Raw genomic sequence first — 20,557 nt, 5'->3', positions numbered from 1 at the left:
TAAAATTGGTTAGTCTGCCAACTAACTGAATAATGTGTGGCCACTTCGTATCTATTTAAAGATATTCGTGCGCATCTTCCTTTGGTGCACATCTTCGTTTCGTCACACACGTCTATTTCTAATAATGCACGGTATACGTTTGGCGGTAATGCTTATTTATTTAGATGGCGAGGCGCTATGCCCGGTAAATACCAGCGCTTATGTAAAGTTCGCCGTTGAGTATCTATGTAGAAAGACTCCTTACTAAAGGTCGCCTTTATATAACCGTGATAGCTTGTTAAATACTGCTTTACACCGTTGTAAGCGTAACGTTTTGTTACATCCGTTGCGGGAAATTGCCACCTATTTTCAAATCCTTGCGTGAAAATCACAGCCTTTGGCGCTACATGTTCAATGAAAACGTTGGTAGATGACGTTTTACTTCCGTGGTGCGGCGCGATAAGAATATCAGCTTCTAGCTTTGAAGAACTTACTGATGTCTCCTCGTTAATTTCGCGGGTTATTAAGGCATATTCACTCGCTTTCTCGATGTCACCGGGAATTAACACGCTGCCTGAGTCCCCCGTTATTTTAACCACGCAAGACATGGCATTATTGTCTTCGTCATTACCTTTTGGTGGCCATAAAAAACTGATTGTTAAATTCTGCCAACGCATTTTTTTACCTCGCTCGCACCCAAACGTTGGTGAATGGAAAGCGGCGTTTACTGCTAAGGGGTGTTGTTTGATGGCTTGGGCGCCTCCCGCATGATCGTTATCACTATGCGTATGTATGACGACATCTACGTTTGAAATATGCCTACTCTCCAGAAAAGGTAACAAGTGTTTCGTTGCAGTATGAGCAATGCCATTAAACTTGGCGCCTGAATCAATAATGATAGCCCTTCCCCCCTTAGTCACAGCGATAGCGCTGGCCTGACCTGCATCAAACACATGAAGTGCCCACACCCTTTCATTGGTTGGTAGCCATTTTTGAATAGTGCTTAGCAGTGGGAGCATAAGAAGGGTTACGCAGATAGCTTTGTAACGCCATGTTGGTAAAAGCAAAACAATCAAAGCGACGATTAAACAAAAAGCTGCACCATTACTTATATGTATATTGATGGCACTTAGTGAAAACTCACTAAGCTCGTTTAAAAGTGATAGCAAATACCCTAAATACACATCACTTTTTTGTAAAAGCATGCTTGAAAGGTGCAGAGCAGGGATAAACTCAAAAAAGTGGTGGATTAAAATACATAACAGGCATATTGGTAGAAGTAAGGTTATTACTGGCAAGGCAATTAAGTTAGCGATTATCGCAATGATACTCGCACTACCAAACCATATTAGGGTTAAGGGCATCATTATTACGGTGAGGGCTATTTGTAATTTGAACAATGACACATACCACGGTGCTCGCTGTAGCCCCAAAATAACCACTAAAAACCAAATGCACACCACAGCCCCAATACTTAAGTAAAAGCTCGCGCTTAACATCGAGAAAGGAAACAAGAGTAAACTTAGGGTCAACATGGACAGTGCAATGTTTACGGGCCTCCACGCTGTGCGTGAAAGAGACAAAATGCACCCAACGACTAAAAGGATTAACGCACGTACAACGGGCAATGCACTCCCGCTGAGCAAGGCGTAAAAGAAGCAGTTAACAACAAGGCATATAAGTACAATTTTCCTAATTGGCGCTTCAGTGCTGAATAACCTTCGTTTGTATTGGTTTCGTTTTGCCGGTGCTTCCAACTGAAACCCAAGAGTTGTTTTGATCTTAAGAAAATACTTAGTTCTTTCCAGCACATTACAAACGTGCACCAGTAAGAAAATGACGGGGTGAAAAAGTATTAAACAAACCCCAGCAATAAGTGAAAGATGCATGCCTGATATACTAAATATGTGGCCGGTGCCGGTACGTTGTAACAGCGCCCAGTCATCCAAAGTGAAACCCGTTTTATCTCCTAGTAGCAGTGCACGCCACCATCTTTCATGAACGAGGTCTAACTTCTGCAATGTTGTAGCAAGCCCATAACGCACTGAGTGACTATGCTTTGTTTTATCTTGCTTTATCGACTTAATATATCCTGATGCATGAATAAATTGACTGACCAACTGCTGCTGTCGGCTAGCGCCTACGGGATTGGCCGTGCTGTACGCAGGTTTGAGTTTAGCAACTGCGGTAAACGTGTCGCCGTTATGTAAACACCCCAAGATACGGGGTTTGTCTGGGCTCTCATCAGCTGCCTGATGGATAAGATCTGCATCATCTTCCTGAGAATGTGCTAGTTGGACAATTCCGTCATTAGCGAATTCATAATGTTGATGGTTAAGGCGAGCTTTAAAACTGAAAGTGTTCGTCACAACTCGTTTAAATAAAGATGAAAATATGCCGTCGTCTAGAAATGTCGCTGTGCTTTCACGGTTGACTGATTCTATAACGACAACATATTGATAAGCCGCTTCCTGCACGCTATCTACGCCAGAAACACATCCCCCCGACACAACTCGACCTGAAATTGTGACATCTTGTTGAATTTTCCCCTGAGGCAGTTGCCAAGCGTAGTAAAAATGCCCTACACTCGCCACCCAAAGTACTCCGGACAATAATCCGCTCACTGCCCAACATAACAGCACTTCTGGCAACGTATGATGTTTGGTGAGTTTTATTATCGAAAACAGCAAGATGACAGCCGCACAGGTCATCAATATGGCTATCATTACTGCCATGCTGTGTGTACCGGGAAGTTTTTGCCAGAACACTGCACTTATTGCGCCAGCGCAAAAACAGGTTAAGCAAATTGTGATACGATTGACCATGTTTTCACGTAGCAATTGACAGTGAGTGAATGTGGGTGGTGCAAATTCATGTTGCGCAATTCCGTTTACTGAGTTTTTTTCTGTCTTTTTTGATTTTATTTTCGAGATGCATTGATATTTATGCCTAAGAAATTTATCCGACGTTTTTTGCCAGATCACCAAAGCATTAAGCAAAACAAAGCTTTAAAAATTTTTGGTAGCGTATTACACGAACCTAATCTGTGGCACCTAAACCGTCGTTCTGCATCTGGTGCATTTGGCATAGGCTTATTTTTTGCGTTTTGGCCAGTACCGTTTCAAATGTGGCTTTCTGCCGGTTTAGCTATTCCATTTCGCGCAAACCTGCCCTTATCTGTTGCAACTGTTTGGGTGACTAACCCATTTACAATTCCACCTATATTTTATGGGGCTTACAAGGTTGGTACTACTGTACTTGGGACCAAGCCTGAGCATTTTGAATTTCAGTTCAGTTGGCAGTGGGTTGTAGAAAGCATTAATACCATCGGCCCTGCGTTTTTAGTCGGGTGTGGAATTTGTTCGGTTGTATTTGGTTTAGCGGGTTATTTCTCTTTGAACTGGGTTTGGCGCTTTCAAGTGAAAAAAGCCTGGGAAAGGCGCAGACAAATGCGGAATCAAGAGGCCCACTAGCGCGACAGTCATACACTTGAGGGTTTGTAGAAATATTTACTTTTGCTCAAGCACCTTACAATGACCAGTACAAAGTACGCCGCAAAAGACAGAGCAAGAATTACAAAAAAACGCCACTTCAACGAAGTGGCGTTTTTTATTGGAAACTATAAATATGAGTTCGGCGTTAATCTATTCAGGAAAACCATTACGCCGAGCTCTCTTATTGAATTCAGCTAAAAAGGCTACTTTTCATGCTCTGATAAAAAAGCAATAAGCGCAGCTTCATCCCATACTTCCACATCAAGCTCTTGTGCCTTAGTTAGCTTGGAACCCGCTTTTTCTCCTGCTACAAGGAAGTCGGTATTCTTACTTACGGAACCTGCCACTTTTGCACCAAGTAACTGCAAACGGGCTTTCGCATCAGAACGTCCCATTTCACTGAGCGTACCGGTAATAACGCACGTTTTGCCTTCAAGAGGCAAATTATCCGAATCTGGCTTTTCAATAGCTGGCCAGTTAACTCCTTCTCTTAACAGCGCATCAATAACATCGGTATTATGCGACTCGTTAAAGAAATTAAATATGTGGGTAGCCACCACTTCACCTACGTCCTGCACTTCAACCAGTGCTTCAAGTGACGCTTCGCGAATCGCCTCCAAGGTTTCGAAGTGCGCAGCCAAGTTTGCCGCAGTAGCCTCGCCAACCTCACGGATCCCCAACGCATAAAGGAACTTGGCAAGCGTGGTTTGCTTTGAAGCTTCAAGTGATGCCAGTAGCTTGCTGGCAGACTTTTCGGCCATACGTTCTAGTCCGACAACATCACCTAAAGACAGAGTAAAAAAGTCGGCGGGACTGTGCACAAGATCAGCGTCAACTAACTGATCAACTAACTTGTCGCCCAAGCCATCAATATCAAATGCTTTGCGCGAAGCAAAATGCTTGAGCGCCTGCTTGCGTTGTGCTGCACAAATTAACCCACCGGTGCAACGAGCGACCGCTTCGTCTTCTAGTTTTTCAACCTGCGAGTCACACACCGGGCATTGGCTAGGAAAAGTAATGTCAGTTTCGCTACCTGTGCGATCAGCTTCTACCACAGATACCACTTGAGGAATTACGTCACCCGCACGTCGAATTACCACGGTGTCGCCAACTTTAACGCCTAATCTGGAAATTTCGTCCTGATTGTGAAGCGTAGCATTTGATACTGTTACTCCGCCTACAAACACAGGCTCTAAGCGGGCAACCGGCGTGATCGCACCAGTCCTTCCTACCTGAAACTCAACGTCCAGTAACTTAGTCACTTCTTCTTGCGCAGGAAATTTCTGCGCAATTGCCCAGCGAGGCGCTCGGGCAACAAATCCAAGGGCATTTTGCAGGTCAATACGGTTGACCTTAAACACAACGCCATCGATGTCATACGGCAAATTATCGCGCTTTTCCAAAATGTGGTTGTAGTACGCCAAGCAGCCCTTACCGCCCTCGGCGGTATCGATATCAGGGCACAGCGGCAGCCCCCAATTACCCAACTGCTTAAGGCGCTCGCTATGTGTTGTGGGCAGCTCAAAACTTTCTGGTTGCACTACGCCTAGCGAGTAAGCATAAAACATCAGTGGGCGCTTGGCCGTAATTTTAGAGTCTAGCTGTCGTAAACTACCGGCCGCAGCATTACGAGGGTTGGCAAAAACCTTACCACCCGTTTCTTTTTGATGTTCGTTGAGTTTTGCAAAGCCCTCACGAGGCATAAACACTTCACCGCGCACTTCTACGCGCTCAGGATAATGCTTACCACGAAGCGTTAACGGCACGTTTGAGATAGTGCGCACGTTAGCAGTGATATTCTCACCTACCTGGCCGTCACCACGTGTTGCAGCACGCACTAATTCACCATTTTCGTACAAAATACTTACCGCTAAACCATCTAGCTTTGGCTCGCAGCTAAAGTCTAGCGTTGCTGAATCTTTCAGTCTGTCTTTTAAACGTTTTTCGAAAGCTAGCAACGACTCTTCGTCAAAGGCGTTATCCAGTGACAGCATAGGAACGTCATGGGTAACTTGTTCAAAGGCCGTTAACGCTTTACCGCCCACTTTTTGGCTGGGAGAATTAGGACTTTGAAGCGTAGGATATTGTTTTTCTAGCGCAATAAGCGCCTGCATATCCCTGTCGTAAACTGCATCAGGTACTGATGGGTCGTCCAATACATAGTACTGATAGTTGTACTCATTAAGTGTATTGCGAAGTTCTTCTACTTGTTGTTTTGCTTGTTCTAAAGAATCAGACATGGAGTTGTTGTCACGCCGTTTAAATAGTTAAAAGTATTACAATTCGTTGCCAAGGCCTATTAGCCAAAGCCACTGTTTGTTATAAATGGGGCTGTAAGAACCTGACCTAATTTAGTCAGCTTGTGAAACGAACAGCCACGCTACAATGCTGGGGCCCGCCAATCTCTGCTATACATGAAAGATTAACAGGCTCTAATCAATAGAAAAGGACCTGGGTATGAGCCAAGTCCTTTTTAGTACGCGTTTGCACCTGCATAATTACCCCGTAGGCTTTAGACGCAAGTGTAAATGGTAACGCTAGTTGCGAGCGATCATGCGCTTGCGTTCAAATTCACGAATCTTCTCTACGTATTGCTGTAAACCCTGCTTAGTCAATACGCTTCGACGCCCATCGAGTACCTGTGCACCGAACTCATCTGCCAGCTTACGCGCTGCGTTATGCATCATGTTAAACACTTGATGAGGGTCGCCCTCAATCGGCAGAATCATAAATAGTGAAATGCCTTGGGTTTCAAAGTTTTCCAAGTTATCAATATCGAAAACCCCAGGCTTAAACATGTTAGCAAGGCTGAACAATACTGGCCCTTTGCCATTTGAGTTTACGTGGCGGTGGAAAATGTCCTGATCGCCAAACTTGAACCCTAATGTTAGCAACATAGGTAATAGCGCCGCGCCTGAAATAGGCTCACCTTCTGGCGTTCTTACATTTAACACTAAAACCTCAGGCTCCATAGAAGATGACTTCGCAGGTTTCTGTGCACTGCCAGCACTGTTACTGCCATATTCATTCGCACTAAAGCTTTCGTCACCGAAGTCAGAACTCTCTGCTTCGCTGGTGTCGAAATCGATGCGCATTTGATCGTCACCAAAATTCGGCTCTTCCCGTCTTCTCAATGGTGTTTTGCTTCGCTTATTACGTGCAAAACGGCGCGGCTGTTCATTTTCTTCATGAACATCGCTGGATGAAACAGACTCTTCGGGTGCATCTAAACTAAAATCAGCTACTTCTCTTTCATGTCTTGCCGGCGGTTGCACCGCTTGAGGCTCTTCTTCAAGCGTTGGGTCTATATAAAACTTCTGTGCAGGACGAACTGGTTCTGCACGCCCTCTTTCTTGATGACCGCCCGCCTGACTCTGAATTGGGTCATGCGATTGCGCGCTTTCCACTCTCTCTTGATTACTTGGAGTATTTGGCTTTTCGCTCCCTTCACGCTGAACATGCGACGCTAAAGACGTCTCCTCTTGCTCTTCGCCTTCACGAAGTAAGAAACCTGGAGGTTCAGGGAACGCAGCAAGGCTTTCATCACCTCTGCTAGACCCTTTGGTCGATGCGCCATCGGGTCGGGCTTGGCCTTTCATGTGTGGCTTAGGATTTGTAACCACAGAACCGTATAGCTTTGGCGCTTTCTGGGCTTCTTCTTTGGCATCAGACTGCTTAGCAGTATCACCAACATTGCTTGAGCGTTTACCCGCATGCTCACTGTGTAGGCCTTCGTTATCATCATCGTGCGCTTTTGAGGCAGCATGTTGAGACGAGCTGTTGTCGTCATGGTCTTCATCAAGTTCATCGATGTCGTAAGCGCGCTTTTCACTAAAATCATGGTGTGCTGGGCTATTTGCGTTATTTTTCGATACGCTACTTTTAGCTTCATGCTCTTGGTTTTGCGATTTACTAACTACACGCACCGCACCAATGCCCAGCTCGTCAAACCCTTCCTGTTCGTCCGACTCAAAATCGTTGTCATCATCTTGCCACTGACGGGGCTCTAAGCGCTCTTTTTCTGAAGGCTTACTGTTTTTACGAATTTTCCAAATACCATGGGCAAGCACTGCGATGATAAAAACCGTGCCTCCAAGGAGTAAAAATAGACGTAATTGATCTTCCATTTAATTTCTTTCGCCCTTTGTTATGCTTCTGCGAAGGCTACAGCTTCGTCTACATCTACCGCCACCATACGCGAAACTCCTGGTTCCGCCATGGTAACACCGGTTAGGTGACTGGCCATTTCCATCGCTATTTTATTGTGGGTGATATAAATAAACTGCACTGTTTGTGACATTTCCGACACTAAGTTACAAAAGCGCCCTACATTTGCATCATCCAATGGTGCATCTACTTCATCCAGCAAACAAAATGGTGCCGGATTTAATCTGAAAATAGCAAACACCAATGATAAAGCGGTTAATGCTTTTTCTCCACCGCTTAAGAGGTGAATCGTACTATTTTTCTTACCAGGGGGGCGAGCCATTATCGTCACCCCAGTTTCCAACAAATCGTCATCGGTCAGCGCAAGATACGCCGAGCCGCCCCCAAACACTTTGGGAAATAACATTTTAAGGTCTTCGTTAACCTGTTCAAAGGTAGTAGAAAAGCGCGTGCGGGTTTCTTTATCAATTTTCCGGATAGCCGATTGTAGCGTTTCCAAGGCTTCGGTCAGGTCGTTATGCTGTGTATCTAAATGCGACTTTCTTTCCGACTGGGTTTCATATTCTTCAACAGCAGCTAAGTTCACTGCACCTAAGCGCTGCAAATTAGCCTGTGTTTTTTCAAGGTCTTCTTGCCAGCGTTTCTCTTCGGCGTCTTCAGGTAAGGTTTCTAGAATGCTCTTCAGCGACTGCTGCGTTTCATCAAGCTGTTCTAAAATCGTATTCGCACGTACCCGGTAGCCTTCAATATCGATATTAAGTTTATCGATGTTTGTTTGTCGCGTTTGAATGTCTTTACCCAAAGCTTGATGCCCTTTTTCGGCTTCTCGCAACCACTGCTCTATATCTTCAAGACTACTTTGCTTAGCACTTTTCAGCTGTTCTAATTCCGCTTTGTTTTCCAACAACGACTGTAGCTCGGCTTCTTGAATTTCTTCAGGAGACGTCAGCTGTGTAAGCTCTTTTTGTAATCTTTCTTTGTTTTTTATGTACTCTTCACGCTGCTGAAGGTTACGCGTAACCTGTTGACTATATAAATTCTGGTGGTTCTCTAGTTGCTGCTTCTTAAGTGCAAGCTCATGATTTTGCGATGTTAATGTATCAACTAACGCGCGCAACTCTGACGTAGTTCGCTCATTTGCATCACGCTTAGCGTTCACATCGTCAATGTGTACTTCGTGTTCAAGAATTTGTGCCTCTTGAAGCTCTAATTTTTCCGAAAGTTGGGCTAGTTGCTCTTCTTCTTTCGCTAACATTAACTCTTGCTTTGCTAACTCGTCATTAAGTTTGGCAGTGCGTGTTGACTGTTGCTCTTGCTGCATTTCAAGCAAAGAAAGTTTATTTTTAAGCTGTGCGCGCTGGTTTTCTTTTTCACTTAAGGCGCTCTGAATAGCCTGCTTTTGCGCTTCGTTCTGTTCAAGTGCTTGTTTGGCGCACTCTAATGAACGCTCAATCTCATCTATAAGGCTTTCAGATTCTTCAATGCTATCTACCAGCCCCTTAATTTTGTTCGCTCGCTGCAAAGCGCCGTCGCTTGCTTCGCCAGGTTTCACTACCCACTGTGAACTTGCCCACAAACCTGAAGGCGAGATTGCGCTAGTAAACTCCTTGGCTATACCTTGAGGTTCATCTTCATTGTTAAAAGCCCTTTCAATCGTTGTCGCAAGTCCGTCATCGTTACTACAAAGGTAAATGTCATTAAAAAATGCGGGAACACGCGGTGTTGACGATTCATTACTGCTAGATTCAGTTAATAGAGCGTGTGCTAATGAACCCGAACTGGCAGTGCTTACAAACGCCTTATCGGTAAACACTTTAATACCACTTGGCAAATTATCTTGGTTTTGCAGCAGTGCCAGAATGTCATGGCTTTTAGCAACAACGGGGTCTTTTGCGTGTTGTAAAATCGCCTCTACGCAAGGCGCAAGAGTTTGGTTAGAGCTAAACTGCTGCCACAGCTTCTCTATCCCATCTAATAGTACGTCTTCATTATTTGAGGCATCTTGCTGAAGCGCTTCTAGCGCGGCTTTTGTGGACAGTGCAGTTTGTAACTGGCCCTGCACATCACGGCGCTTCGCTTCTATTGCGTTGACTTCGCCTTGTTGCTGCGACACCTTTTGATTGGACTCTTGAAGTAATTGCTTAGCTTCATCAATGTCAAAATCGAGTTCGCTACACTGCTCTTCTAAAAGCGTTATCTGACTGGCAAAATCTTCTTCGTCTAGCTGCTTTAGCTCGTCTTGTAGTTCGCTGATACGCTGAGATGTGCGTAACTGCATACTCATAGTTGACTGAATTTGGCTATGGCATTGCTGAACATTTTGACGAAGTTGATTGTAGGTCTGCTCTTGCGCTCGCGCTTGTGCGTTAAATTCTCTTAGCGCTTGTTCAGCGTCTTCAAAACGCTCTTTGGCATGCTCTAACTCTGCTTCCTTAAGGGCAAATTCAGGCTCAATGTTTTCAAGCGCCTCATTTGATACTGCAAGCGCTTCCTGTGCCTCATCAATAGAGTGGTTAAGCAATTCGTGTTGTTCACTAATTCGTGCTAACTCTTGCTCTACCTGACCTTTGCGTTGTTTTGCGTGCAGCGCATTTTGCTCTAGTCGCGTTATTGCGTTACTGGTAGTAAACAGCTGCTGCTGAAGATCATCTATCGTTTGTTTTGTTTCCAGCTGCTTAGTTTTGTACGACTCAAGCCCAGCTTCGTCGCCCTGTAGCCGGGCAACTAAGTCGTCGACTTCTAACTGCAATGCTTGCTGCTGTTTTTGCAACGCTTCAATATGTTCACTATTTTTCAGAAAACGAAGGGCTGCTAACTGGCCTTTCAGCTCTCTGGCTTGTGCACGTAGCGTTTTGTAACGAGTAGCCGCAGCAGCCTGACGCTGTAATTTTTCGAGCTGCTTGCCTAATTCATCGCGCACATCATTCAAGCGTTCAAGGTTATCTTGCGTGTGCCTTATACGGTTTTCTGTCTCTCTACGGCGCTCTTTGTACTTTGAAATACCCGCTGCTTCCTCAATGAACACACGCAAATCTTGTGGCTTAGACTCGATAAGCCGCGAGATCATACCTTGCTCAATAATGGCGTAAGAACGCGGGCCTAGCCCTGTTCCTAAAAACAGATCGGTTACATCACGCCGGCGACATTTAGTGCCGTTTAGAAAATAGGTAGAGGTGGCGTCCCGTGTAACTAAGCGTTTAACAGACAGCTCATTGTAGTTGGCAAATTCGCCGGCTATCCGCCCTGCACTGTTGTCGAAAACAAGTTCAACGCTACATTGCCCCACAGGCTTACGCGACGAAGAGCCATTAAAAATCACGTCGGTCATTGCATCGCCGCGTAAGTTTTTGGCAGAACTTTCCCCTAAAACCCAACGTACAGCATCAATGACATTCGACTTACCACAGCCGTTAGGGCCTACAATGGCGGTCATTTCGCCGGGGAATGGAATAGTAGTTGGCTCAACAAAGGACTTGAAACCCGCGAGCTTAATCTTTTTAAGCCTCACACATCATCCCTCTTAAACACAAAGCTGCACGCGGTATCACCTTGATGTTAGCCAGAAACCAGCTAACCATCGGCTGAAATAGCAGTTGATGTAGAAATGATGCAATCACACGGAAGATTCTTTTGTTATTATGCTTCGACTCTACCAAATCTAACAGCTTGTAACAATTACCATTTCACTGAGTTAGGCAGAGAATACGCCAAGCGCGTATGATAGAGCAGATAGTTAACAAACACAGCGTTTCAAACGCGAAGGAGTACGAATGAGTTCAGGCGGTGTACATTATTTCTTTGAAGGCTTTTCGCTTATAAAAACCAAAGGGTTAAAGCGTTTTGTTTTTGTACCCCTAACAATAAACTTAGTGCTTTTTTCTGTGGCTTTTTACTTCTTATTTGGCCAAATTGAAATGGGCATCGCTTATGTGATTGATCTTGTACCTGAATGGTTAGGCTGGATCAAAACAGCGGTCAGCTTTTTCCTGTGGCCCCTAGCAGTCATCAGCGTATTGCTCATTTTCGCACTCATCTTTGGCACACTGGCAAACTGGATTGCAGCGCCGTTTAACGGTGTGTTATCAGAAAAGGTTGAGCGTCACTTAACGGGTCAAGATTTAGGTGACGAAGGCGTTATGGCTTTAGTTAAAGACATTCCTAGAACAGTAGGCCGTGAACTTACCAAATTTATTTGGTATGTACCTCGTGCCATTGGATTTCTATTATTGTTCTTTTTCCTACCCATCATTGGGCAAGTCTTGTGGTTCTTATTTAACGCCTGGATGATGGCAATTCAGTACTGCGACTACCCATACGACAACCACAAAATAGATTTTACGCGCATGCGCCTGCACCTTAGCGAACACAAAGGGAAAGCGATGACGTTCGGAATGATGGTGAATATATTCTCACTTATTCCCGTGGTTAACTTTATCGTTATGCCCGTAGCAATTTGTGGTGCAACGTCTATGTGGGTAAACGAGCTTAAAGATACACTCGCAAAATAGTGGCGAGTGCAATGTTTTCTTAATGATAACTGCGGTTATTTTCCACCAGTAAAGGCTTCGTATTCAGCTAACCAGTGTGCGGCTTCTTTTTGGTTGCCGCTATTGTGGAACGCCTGAAAGAAATTCATAGAAATGGGTCGCTGGGCATTTTGTTTTTCCAACTGCTGCTGCCACAGTACCAAATATAATGGCGGTATCACGCCGCTATCGTGATGTTCCATAAAGGTAATTCTGCGGCTGGGCTTATAGCTGTTTTCCCCCAACACGGTGCACGTTTTGGCGCGAGCAATAATGGTTGCTGGATCTATCTCTAGCCAATTTTCGACCGTTTCGTGAGGTGCATACCAGTACTCAGAATCTACGATTAGGTTTGGTGGTGCAAAATCGCTTATTCCATCTTCATCGCACAGCTTATTTGCCATGCCTTTGCCAATAGGATATTCATCAGCAAAGCCAGCAAAGTGCGCTAGCTCATGAACAAACACTGAGTAAGCGTCACTAATGTCTAAGTACATTACGCCGTTTTGAACATTTGCCTTACCCTGCTCTGCCACCACTACTGCATGACTAAATTTCTGCTTTTTCGCAATGCTTGCTAAAGGAGTAATACTACAGCCTAAAATCCCAGCATTCTTATAATCCGGATCGCAACTTAGTACATCGGATTTAAGCCAAATAGGCGGGGCCAGGCAAATAGAAAGATTCTGCAGACGCTTGTCGTTATTGAATGAGTTATAAAGACTGTGAGCACGCATAATAGTAGCTAAACTGGTAGCAAAAGGCTGTATACGCTGAAGACACATCCCTTCACTCTCCCAGTTAAATGAAGGAGCTTGTTTTAATGCTTGCTCTATAGAATAAGGCGTGTAGAGATTGATGGCCTCTAAGGCTTTTTCCGCTTGAAGATGCCCTTTCTTCGCGGCAAAGCTAAAATGCTGCTTGGCCTCAGAAAACTCCCCTTCGTCCCACAGAAGGCGAGCGTATTTAAATGCACTTTGCATGTCTAAGGTTGCTGTTGCTGCCAGCAGCGGTTTCGCTAATTGTTGCTGCCCGTGTAGAAGATACCAATCGGCCAAAGCGGCCTGTGCGGGTACGTAGTTTTGCGATGCAGCGCGTACTAGCCACTTCTCACGTTTTTCTGGTGAATCAGTAGACATTGCAAACGCAAGCTGTGCTTCTGCGACCTCGCCGAGCGCCGCTAAGCGCATAAAGCGCTGTGACGCACCTTCTTCACCTAATATTTGGTACAGCAGCCATGCAGCGTCCGCATTTTCAAGATTAACAAGTTTTTCTAGAAAATAGGTTGCAGTGGCTTCATCAATATAGTCAGTAGCTTTGAAACCTGCGTTATACGCACGCTCAAACTCAATGAGCAAGCGATTTTGTGCGTCTTCGCTACCTTGCTTTGCGGCTAACCAAAGTAGCGCTAGTGCATCATGCTCAGCGTCATGGTTGGTGTTATGAAGTGCTACGGAACTGGAACTAGATTCTGCGGTATGTTGAAGTTCGCTGTTAGTGTTGTCACCATCCGATGCTAAGCGCTCACCTTCTACTTGGAGGCTATCTGACCTTTGGTTTGACGGTGTAAGTACGCTGCTCGCGTTAGCAATTAACTGAGGGACATAGCGTCCGCTATCGCCCGCAACAATGAGCAGTGCGAACACTGCTAAAAATAAGCCTCGCATAACGCTTGTTAATTACTCTTCGCTAACCAGATCGTTGCTAGCTTGTTCACGCAAACGGTTAAGCTCCATTCTTGCGTAACGATGTTCAACGTAATCGAACACATTGGTGCTTAGTGCAAGCTTGAAGTAATTCGAGGCGATGCCGTTATTGCCCCGTTGAGTGTGGAATTTACCTAAGTAAAAATAGGCTTCACATAATCTGTCAGTTAGCGCTTTTTGGCTTTTTACACCGTCTAGCAGTGAGTTAAGTACGTCGTTCTCATCAACGGTACCTAGGAACAAATCCACCAGCGTAGTAGCCCAGTGCTGGTTGTCTAACGTTGGTCGAATAGAGGCTAAGTACTTTTGCCCTTCAAGTTCCGACACATCGTGATGCGCAAAATACGCCCACAGTGCACGAAACGGATCGCTGTCGTCTTTTTCAAAAAAGCGATTTAGATCGTTTGTGGCAAGCTCTGCGCGGCCACCGTAATAAAGTGCTATACCACGATTTAAGAACGCAAAGTCGTACTCAGGGTTAATTTCCAACGTGGAATCAAATGCGTCGTAGGCCTGAATAAAGTCATTTTGCTGAATATAGTGAATGCCAATGGAATTGTAGGCTTCTGCTAAATCAGGTTTTAAATTGATGGCTTGGGTGTAATCAAACTGTGCTAAACCAGAAAGGCCTACACTGTCGTACAACATACCCCGTTGAAAATGCAGTTCGGCTTTATCTTCATCTGAAAGCGCTGGGCTAGTCAAAACTTGATTGTAGCGTGCAATCGCCATTTCTGAACGTGGGTTAACGGGTGCAGGCTCGGCTAAAAGCAAGTTTCCCATTTGAGGTTTTTCTGAAACAGGTGGTGTTTGCGCACAACCGCTTAAAATAGCAGCGAATAGAGAAAAAAAGATGAGACTAACGTTTCTGCACATGGTAAAAAAGCATTCTATAAAAAAAGAAAAAACCGCCTGAGCATTAAGTATACGCTTATTGCGGCGCTAATGCCGCCAACCTTCTCGCATTTGATGATAAAAGTAAAGCGTATTGGGTGGTTAACACAGGTAGCTATGAAGAAAAATAATTTAGAAAAACTATCACAACTTGCATTTGACGCACAGAAAAACTCTCACTCACCTTATTCCAACTTTAAAGTTGGTGCTGCAGTACTTACTCCAAGCGGAGAAACCTTCTCTGGTTGTAACGTAGAAAGTGCTGCCTTCCCGCTAGGTCAATGTGCCGAGGCCACCGCAATAGGTAATATGGTCACCCAAGGGCAAAACCGTATCGCGCACATTGTTATCGCAAGCCCGAATGACGAGTTTTGTTTCCCATGTGGTGGGTGTAGACAGAAAATTGCTGAATTCGCCCCAGATGAAACCCCTGTAACCATGGTTAGTCAAACTGGCCAAGTGTTCGAAACTACCATTGGTGAATTACTTCCAAATGCCTTTAGGGCACATGACTTAGACAAATAAAACTTTTCAGAACATCTGTCCGTAGTCGAGGCCTATGCAAGCCTATTTGCTAGTGCCTCGTATACGGAACAATCTACCTCTACCCTTTCTCAATCAGCACATCAGTGGCGTAGAAGTTTGTTTAATCGTCAAAATCCTTCCTTGAGCATCAAAGGCTAATGCTACGTGAGTACCAATGTTGATATCTCCTTCAATGCGACCGTTCATATTTAACGATGCAATAAGGTTTTCAGAAACTACCACCTGCTGATTACTGCAGTTCACTAAAAGCCAATAACCATCTTGCGCCTTAAGTGTTGCTGGCTCTAAGGTTACCGCTTTAGCTACCAAATTACTTTCGATATATTGTTGCGTATAGGCATTAAAACGGGCTTTGTAATCATTTCCGGTTTTATTAGCCAGCAGCTTATCCTCCCCTTCAAACCCATGATATTGAACAATATCTACACTGTGTGCTGCCGTTTGAAAAGGCGACGAACTATTACGTTGGAATGTACCGATATTGTATACGCCTAACATGGCAACGATTGCGAATGCCACAGCCGTAAAACGTAAGGTTGAAGAAGCAAAATATACACGAACATGTGAAGACAAAGCTTCAAATATACGCTGAGCTTCACTTTCATTTTCTTTCGCTTTGTTGTGGGCGAGCACACTGGTACGCACGCGAGCATTGGCCTTTTCGGTCACTGCATCATTTTGCTTTTGTATTTGCTGGCTGCGCCTAAACGCATCTTGTAGTTCTTTATCTGATATAGACATGATTACATTTTCTCCAGCATAGTTTTAAGACTGTCTTTCGCATACCGTATCCGGGTTTTCACCGTTTCTTTCTCAGCGCCGCATATGGCGGCAATTTCCGAAAGCCCAAACCCTTCAAACTGCAAAGTTAGCGCCTCTTTTTGCTTATAAGGCAATTGCTGCAGACAGGCTTTAAACCAATCTTTTTCTAGTCCTTTTTGAACATCGTCCTCTACCGAAGATTGGGCATACTTAACTAACTCAGTGAGCGAGAACGCTTCAACTGCATCGTTGTTATATTCCAACTTGGCGTTTTTTCTAAATTCATCAATTAGTGTTCGCCTACCAATAGTGAACAGCCAAGCTTGAAAATTATCGCCACTTTTGAACAAATGACGACTTTCAATAACCTTTATCCAAGTACGCTGGCATATATCCTCTGCAACGGCGCTATCACTTAACATCTTCAAAAAATAAAATAGCTTGTGGTTATGTAAATCAAAGAGTGCGGCTAATGATGCTTCGTCACCTTTTGCGCCGTATCGCAACATTAGCCTTTCACTCACTCCAAGCGCTTTTTCGCGCTTACTTTGAAACAGGCTTTGCAAGCTTGCGCCTATACTCATAGGCAGTCCTTATTGTTCTAGTTTGAAATCTAATACTACAACCATACCTGATTGACTAACAGGCTTACCGCCATCCAACTTAGGCTTATATTTCCATTTCTTAAGCGCTCTACGTGCGGCTCTATCAAATACGCGCTTGGGTTCAGAATCTAGCACCGTAATATCAGATACTGCGCCACTAGCACTTATGGTAAACCCTAGTTTTACCCAACCCTCTATGCCATCGCGACTCGCTTCAGGCGGATATGTGGGATCAACCCTAAATTGTGGTGTAGCTTGCATGTCACCTTGAGCGCTATTTAAGTTAATTGACAGGTCTAAAGCCGTATTTGGAATATGCGTTTTTATTTCAAAGTTGCCTGGGCCTTCATTAGGCTCAGGATCAATCTCGACAACTTTTTGCGGTGGCGTTTTAATTACCTGTTCAATTGGCACTATGGGTTTCTTAATAATGGTTCGCTCTTCTTCAGGTTGGTAAATGATGGGTTCGAAAAACACCGGCGGTGCTTCGCTAATGTTTACCTTGTCTTGCCGAATAAGTTCTGCCATTAACACAAAAAGGCCAGCTGTTACGGCGCCACCAGCAATAGCAATAGTTACAGCGTTTAACGTGCGTTTGGCTATAGGTGCTTTCTCAAACGGAAAAGCGCTTTGTGGTGATAGTTGATGTGTATTTACGTTTGGTAGAATTGTTGTTTGCATAGTGTTCCCCCTTTTTTCAGTAAACGGGGGAACATGGAGAAAGGGGTGAAAAATGTGAACGTTTTTATTTATTAATGCAATTCACAATAAATGAAATGTTATCCTTTGTTTTGATCACTTGGCCTTTCGCCTTCCCTGACAGGGTCAGCAGCATTTTGACTACGCTGGTTAGCGCAACTTTCTTCTTGTCGTTTATTTAGCTTGGCTGCAGCCATGAAACCGATAAAGAATATGGCAAAAATGACAACCCCAACCCAAATCAAAACATTAAAGAGAAAATCCATATCATTTCCTAATCACTATATTGTGAAATTACTGTAACATTTATTTGGATATGTTAGGTAAATAGATCATACTTATACTAAAAACCCGCTCGTAAGCGGGTTTTATTTTTCAAATTATCAAGTCGCTCTCGCCGGTTCCAGTTCGGGGTGCGTATTCTCTACGTGGTGCTTTTCTCGTACTGGTTTTACAAGAAGGTTGGCGATGAACGCCAATACTAATAACCCAGCCATTGCATACATGGTGGTATTGTACAGCGTAGATGTTGGGTCTACCGTTCCAGCAGGATCAATTTCTTGTGCCCTTCTGGACATACGAAAAACAGCCTGTCCGACCATGCTATTAGCAATCCAGAAAAACCACCACACGCCCAAAATCGAACTTACGTTTCTATCTGCCAATTGTTAGGGGTTTGGCTGGCTTGCCAAATCTCTTTCATCGCTTGATATGGTTTCCATAACGATACAATCGGAATGAAGTAAAAACCTATCGACCAAGCAGGCGAAAACGCCATATCTTTAGCGCCTAAATACCGCGCATTTTGGTTTGACTGGTAAATCCACTTAAGAATTAAAATCCCGGAAATGATAAACACCGCCAAATACGAAAAAGCAATTATTTGCTGCCTTTTGTCATTAGCCTCGGCGTCTGCTACAGCCATTTCCTGACTGAAATAAACGCCGTTTTGAAAGTCTGTTAACAGTTGGTACTCCATCAAGTTCGAGCCAATGGCTATCAGAGCCAAAGCAACTTGCACGTACAATAAATACTTAATCCAAGTTATGAGGCGACCAGGCTCCTTAAATTCTACACTTTTATCTGACATCTCCGTTTACCTCTTTCCCCTTACTACTGCGTAAGCGTTATCTTTTGTTAATTGTTATCTGTATTGAGTTAGTTACTGGTTTATTTACTGCCTAGGTGAACTAAGCCTTATTAGCTAATAGTTCCTGTAGCGCTTTCGGCAGTATCGCTTGCGCTCTCTTTGTAATGCGAGCTTCATTCTTTTGCCACCAAATTCCCATGTACACAACACCCAAACCAATCGCTGAAAGCGCCACAGGAAAAAGCCAACTATCTTCAAAAACGGTAGAAGCAAGATGACCCAAATATAAACAGCATCCTAAAGCACCGAAAATGACAAATACACGTCGAACCAACAGAGCACCAGCGCCAATCATGGCAAGGTTTATACAGAAATAGACAAATTTAGACAGTTCGCTGTCTGAATCTTGGCTGGTAAGGCCGCCCCAAAACGCTATAACGCCGAATAGATAAAGCCAAAACGCGTAATCTGCTGTGTTTCGCGCCCTAATATCCACCCAGAACGCTAATAGCATCATCAACGCGCCAAAGTACATCGACACAAGTGCTCGGAACTCCCACGAGTAGCTGCTCCATAAATCCTCATGGTCAATAATAAGCATCACAGCGTCCATACTGATATACCAGAGCGTTACCACAATCGGCATTACTAAGAACGGATATTTATATCGCCATGCTACCACTAGCCCAGTTACTAGCGTTCCAAGCTCCATGTATAACCATAGCCATTTAATGCGGTGATGAAACTGGCGATAAACCGTATTATCGTCGGGCCATAGACCGAGCCATTGCTGCGCACCGTAGATTGCAATTGGCGTTAAACAAACTACGAAGGTGGCGCAGATCCCTGCTGGTATTACTAAATGCTTTTGCGCAAAAGAATTGGCAAGCTTTAAGCCCACGCCAGCATAAAGCATAGAGATAAATATGATGCCGGCACCACCAAATTGCTCCCAGCCTAGGTTCATAAATAATGTCATGGCGCCAATAGCAATAAGGCCACCTAAGTAGTACAGAATATGCGTGAAGGTAAAAGAAGGAGTATGCTGATTTTATTCTTGGAAGAAATTGTACAGAGCAATGCCCTGTTGCTCTGAGATGATATTGTTAGCTACCGCTTTTTGAATACTGGCTTTAGATACTTCCATGTACTTCTCTAAATAAGCTTGAAGAGCTGAAGATTATTACTTTACTTTGTTATGGGTAAAAATCCAGCGCCATGAAAGTTATTCGCTTTCCTTCTCTATATCAAGTTCTGCTCTGTCTATAAGCGTAAAATAGTCTTCATTAGCGTAGAGCTTTAAAAAGATAGACATAGTGATGCTCTTCATTTCATTTGCCGGCTCTTTAAACCCAGTATTCACGTGAAGATCAAACCCTGTAGGTGTATCAGACGTCATAAACTCTTGAAGCTCAGTAAACTCTTTCACTGCTTCAGAACTTAACCCTAAAACGTACTCAGTTCGCGCTGGCGTATCACTCAACCATCCAGATGCTGCAGGCAGTGTTCTTTCTGAAATGACCTCAAGATTATACTTAAAACTTCTTTCTTCCTCTGAGGAACTGACTCCCAGAGTAAGCCACGTGCTTTCTGCCTTAATTTCGGCAGGCTTGTCTACGTGGATCTTAGTAAGTAGATGCTTAGGGGCGAGTTCAACAAATTTCGCCTCATCAAATGAACGAAACTCAAGCATTGTAGAAAGCGGAATATTAGCGCAGCTTGCTACAAGAAAAGTTAATGAAACAACAAATAATTTTTTGATACTTAACAACAGCGGCTTCCCTTCATTGGTTATTACAAGACATGTTCTAACCATTCTATACAGCTTTCGTCGTTTCTTTTGCAAAAGCTTTTTCAGATTTATTCCACGTTAAGTGACCAAAAGCGAGCCCCGCAATGGGAAAGATGATCATCGCAATGGCGAGTCGCCCCCAGATATTTTCGGAAGGCTCGATAAACGCCATAAGTAATGACCATAATAAACCGGTCGAGACTCCCCAGCCTAAAACGCCGTAAACTAGAACGAAGCGCTGTTTTCCTTTTTCTCTTATTCTCGCCCACTTTTCTAATTTCATCGCAGATATCCTTT

At 44.2% G+C, this 20,557-nt stretch carries 18 protein-coding genes and 1 pseudogene; 4 read left to right on the top strand and 15 right to left on the bottom strand.

Annotation, left to right across the window (positions count from 1 at the left end; genetic code table 11):
* Positions 1-152 precede the first annotated feature (152 nt).
* Entirely contained in the window at positions 153-2,714 is a 2,562-nt protein-coding gene (locus BGK61_RS09900; RefSeq protein ID WP_076012609.1) for a DNA internalization-related competence protein ComEC/Rec2, read from the bottom strand.
* Between the two features lie 210 nt (positions 2,715-2,924).
* Between BGK61_RS09900 and BGK61_RS09895 the strand changes: the two genes are divergently transcribed.
* Together BGK61_RS09895 and BGK61_RS19525 are read left to right on the top strand one after the other, a co-directional pair.
* Positions 2,925-3,452 (top strand): DUF2062 domain-containing protein, encoded by a 528-nt coding sequence (locus tag BGK61_RS09895; protein WP_014949426.1) that lies wholly within the window; start codon positions 2,925-2,927, stop codon positions 3,450-3,452.
* A 60-nt stretch (positions 3,453-3,512) separates the two neighbouring features.
* Positions 3,513-3,671 carry a hypothetical protein gene (locus tag BGK61_RS19525; protein ID WP_157888795.1) on the top strand — a complete coding sequence of 53 codons (159 nt, stop codon included), beginning with the start codon at positions 3,513-3,515 and terminating at the stop codon, positions 3,669-3,671.
* Between the two features lie 5 nt (positions 3,672-3,676).
* Here the strand turns inward: BGK61_RS19525 and ligA are convergent, their stop codons facing one another.
* From ligA to smc, 3 genes are all read right to left on the bottom strand, one after another.
* Positions 3,677-5,713 carry an NAD-dependent DNA ligase LigA gene (gene ligA, locus BGK61_RS09890; RefSeq protein WP_076026053.1) on the bottom strand — a complete coding sequence of 679 codons (2,037 nt, stop codon included), beginning with the start codon at positions 5,711-5,713 and terminating at the stop codon, positions 3,677-3,679.
* Positions 5,714-6,010: 297 nt separating this feature from the next.
* Complete coding sequence (zipA, locus tag BGK61_RS09885; RefSeq protein WP_076012806.1) at positions 6,011-7,600, bottom strand: cell division protein ZipA; 1,590 nt, start codon at positions 7,598-7,600, stop codon at positions 6,011-6,013.
* 20 nt (positions 7,601-7,620) lie between these two features.
* Positions 7,621-11,148 (bottom strand): chromosome segregation protein SMC, encoded by a 3,528-nt coding sequence (gene smc / locus BGK61_RS09880; protein ID WP_014998301.1) that lies wholly within the window; start codon positions 11,146-11,148, stop codon positions 7,621-7,623.
* Between the two features lie 262 nt (positions 11,149-11,410).
* On the opposite strand from smc, the gene cysZ reads away from it, so the two are divergent.
* Positions 11,411-12,148, top strand: coding sequence for a sulfate transporter CysZ (gene cysZ, locus BGK61_RS09875; RefSeq protein WP_014998300.1), 738 nt, complete (start codon positions 11,411-11,413; stop codon positions 12,146-12,148).
* 35 nt (positions 12,149-12,183) lie between these two features.
* Here the strand turns inward: cysZ and BGK61_RS09870 are convergent, their stop codons facing one another.
* Both BGK61_RS09870 and nlpI read right to left on the bottom strand, forming a co-directional pair.
* Positions 12,184-13,833, bottom strand: coding sequence for an SEL1-like repeat protein (locus BGK61_RS09870; RefSeq protein WP_076026052.1), 1,650 nt, complete (start codon positions 13,831-13,833; stop codon positions 12,184-12,186).
* Between the two features lie 12 nt (positions 13,834-13,845).
* Positions 13,846-14,748 (bottom strand): lipoprotein NlpI, encoded by a 903-nt coding sequence (nlpI, locus tag BGK61_RS09865; RefSeq protein ID WP_014998298.1) that lies wholly within the window; start codon positions 14,746-14,748, stop codon positions 13,846-13,848.
* A 135-nt stretch (positions 14,749-14,883) separates the two neighbouring features.
* Between nlpI and cdd the strand changes: the two genes are divergently transcribed.
* The gene (gene cdd / locus BGK61_RS09860; protein ID WP_044556963.1) at positions 14,884-15,291 is read left to right on the top strand and encodes a cytidine deaminase; all 408 of its coding nucleotides are present in this window, start codon (positions 14,884-14,886) and stop codon (positions 15,289-15,291) included.
* 93 nt (positions 15,292-15,384) lie between these two features.
* Here the strand turns inward: cdd and BGK61_RS09855 are convergent, their stop codons facing one another.
* From BGK61_RS09855 to BGK61_RS09820, 9 genes and pseudogenes are all read right to left on the bottom strand, one after another.
* On the bottom strand, positions 15,385-16,053 hold the full coding sequence (locus BGK61_RS09855; protein ID WP_076010877.1) for a hypothetical protein: 669 nt from the start codon (positions 16,051-16,053) through the stop codon (positions 15,385-15,387).
* Positions 16,054-16,055: 2 nt separating this feature from the next.
* The gene (locus BGK61_RS09850) at positions 16,056-16,658 is read right to left on the bottom strand and encodes an RNA polymerase sigma factor (protein WP_076010878.1); all 603 of its coding nucleotides are present in this window, start codon (positions 16,656-16,658) and stop codon (positions 16,056-16,058) included.
* A gap of 9 nt (positions 16,659-16,667) precedes the next feature.
* A complete protein-coding gene (locus tag BGK61_RS09845) occupies positions 16,668-17,360 on the bottom strand; it encodes an energy transducer TonB (RefSeq protein ID WP_083648649.1) in 693 nt (230 codons plus the stop codon).
* 98 nt (positions 17,361-17,458) lie between these two features.
* Positions 17,459-17,644: a hypothetical protein gene (locus tag BGK61_RS09840; RefSeq protein WP_076010879.1), complete on the bottom strand. Its 186-nt coding sequence runs from the start codon at positions 17,642-17,644 to the stop codon at positions 17,459-17,461.
* Positions 17,645-17,761: 117 nt separating this feature from the next.
* Positions 17,762-17,956 (bottom strand): hypothetical protein, encoded by a 195-nt coding sequence (locus tag BGK61_RS19820; RefSeq protein WP_411454175.1) that lies wholly within the window; start codon positions 17,954-17,956, stop codon positions 17,762-17,764.
* A 68-nt stretch (positions 17,957-18,024) separates the two neighbouring features.
* Entirely contained in the window at positions 18,025-18,468 is a 444-nt protein-coding gene (locus tag BGK61_RS19815) for a DUF4328 domain-containing protein (protein WP_267889355.1), read from the bottom strand.
* Between the two features lie 100 nt (positions 18,469-18,568).
* Positions 18,569-19,615: pseudogene (locus BGK61_RS09830) on the bottom strand (DUF2157 domain-containing protein).
* Between the two features lie 78 nt (positions 19,616-19,693).
* Positions 19,694-20,284, bottom strand: coding sequence for a hypothetical protein (locus BGK61_RS09825; protein WP_234349430.1), 591 nt, complete (start codon positions 20,282-20,284; stop codon positions 19,694-19,696).
* Between the two features lies 1 nt (position 20,285).
* On the bottom strand, positions 20,286-20,543 hold the full coding sequence (locus BGK61_RS09820) for a hypothetical protein (protein WP_061094945.1): 258 nt from the start codon (positions 20,541-20,543) through the stop codon (positions 20,286-20,288).
* Between the last annotated feature and the right edge of the window lie 14 nt (positions 20,544-20,557).

Origin of the sequence: Alteromonas abrolhosensis (genome assembly GCF_001953635.1) — a bacterium.
GTDB lineage: Bacteria > Pseudomonadota > Gammaproteobacteria > Enterobacterales > Alteromonadaceae > Alteromonas > Alteromonas abrolhosensis.
The sequence above is the reverse complement of the archived record's forward strand: the minus strand, read 5'-3'. Positions and strand labels throughout refer to the sequence as shown.

What these genes read in the sequence shown, in the direction of transcription:
- BGK61_RS09845 (WP_083648649.1), bottom strand. Translation starts at nt 17,360, where the DNA reads ATGCAAACAACAATTCTACCAAACGTAAATACACATCAACTATCACCA.
- BGK61_RS09895 (WP_014949426.1), top strand. Translation starts at nt 2,925, where the DNA reads ATGCCTAAGAAATTTATCCGACGTTTTTTGCCAGATCACCAAAGCATT.
- BGK61_RS09825 (WP_234349430.1), bottom strand. Translation starts at nt 20,284, where the DNA reads ATGGTTAGAACATGTCTTGTAATAACCAATGAAGGGAAGCCGCTGTTG.
- BGK61_RS09820 (WP_061094945.1), bottom strand. Translation starts at nt 20,543, where the DNA reads ATGAAATTAGAAAAGTGGGCGAGAATAAGAGAAAAAGGAAAACAGCGC.
- cysZ (WP_014998300.1), top strand. Translation starts at nt 11,411, where the DNA reads ATGAGTTCAGGCGGTGTACATTATTTCTTTGAAGGCTTTTCGCTTATA.
- BGK61_RS09900 (WP_076012609.1), bottom strand. Translation starts at nt 2,714, where the DNA reads ATGGCAGTAATGATAGCCATATTGATGACCTGTGCGGCTGTCATCTTG.
- BGK61_RS19525 (WP_157888795.1), top strand. Translation starts at nt 3,513, where the DNA reads ATGACCAGTACAAAGTACGCCGCAAAAGACAGAGCAAGAATTACAAAA.
- ligA (WP_076026053.1), bottom strand. Translation starts at nt 5,713, where the DNA reads ATGTCTGATTCTTTAGAACAAGCAAAACAACAAGTAGAAGAACTTCGC.
- BGK61_RS09850 (WP_076010878.1), bottom strand. Translation starts at nt 16,658, where the DNA reads ATGAGTATAGGCGCAAGCTTGCAAAGCCTGTTTCAAAGTAAGCGCGAA.
- BGK61_RS09840 (WP_076010879.1), bottom strand. Translation starts at nt 17,644, where the DNA reads ATGGATTTTCTCTTTAATGTTTTGATTTGGGTTGGGGTTGTCATTTTT.
- BGK61_RS19815 (WP_267889355.1), bottom strand. Translation starts at nt 18,468, where the DNA reads ATGTCAGATAAAAGTGTAGAATTTAAGGAGCCTGGTCGCCTCATAACT.
- BGK61_RS09855 (WP_076010877.1), bottom strand. Translation starts at nt 16,053, where the DNA reads ATGTCTATATCAGATAAAGAACTACAAGATGCGTTTAGGCGCAGCCAG.
- zipA (WP_076012806.1), bottom strand. Translation starts at nt 7,600, where the DNA reads ATGGAAGATCAATTACGTCTATTTTTACTCCTTGGAGGCACGGTTTTT.
- BGK61_RS09870 (WP_076026052.1), bottom strand. Translation starts at nt 13,833, where the DNA reads ATGCGAGGCTTATTTTTAGCAGTGTTCGCACTGCTCATTGTTGCGGGC.
- cdd (WP_044556963.1), top strand. Translation starts at nt 14,884, where the DNA reads ATGAAGAAAAATAATTTAGAAAAACTATCACAACTTGCATTTGACGCA.
- nlpI (WP_014998298.1), bottom strand. Translation starts at nt 14,748, where the DNA reads ATGTGCAGAAACGTTAGTCTCATCTTTTTTTCTCTATTCGCTGCTATT.
- BGK61_RS19820 (WP_411454175.1), bottom strand. Translation starts at nt 17,956, where the DNA reads ATGTCCAGAAGGGCACAAGAAATTGATCCTGCTGGAACGGTAGACCCA.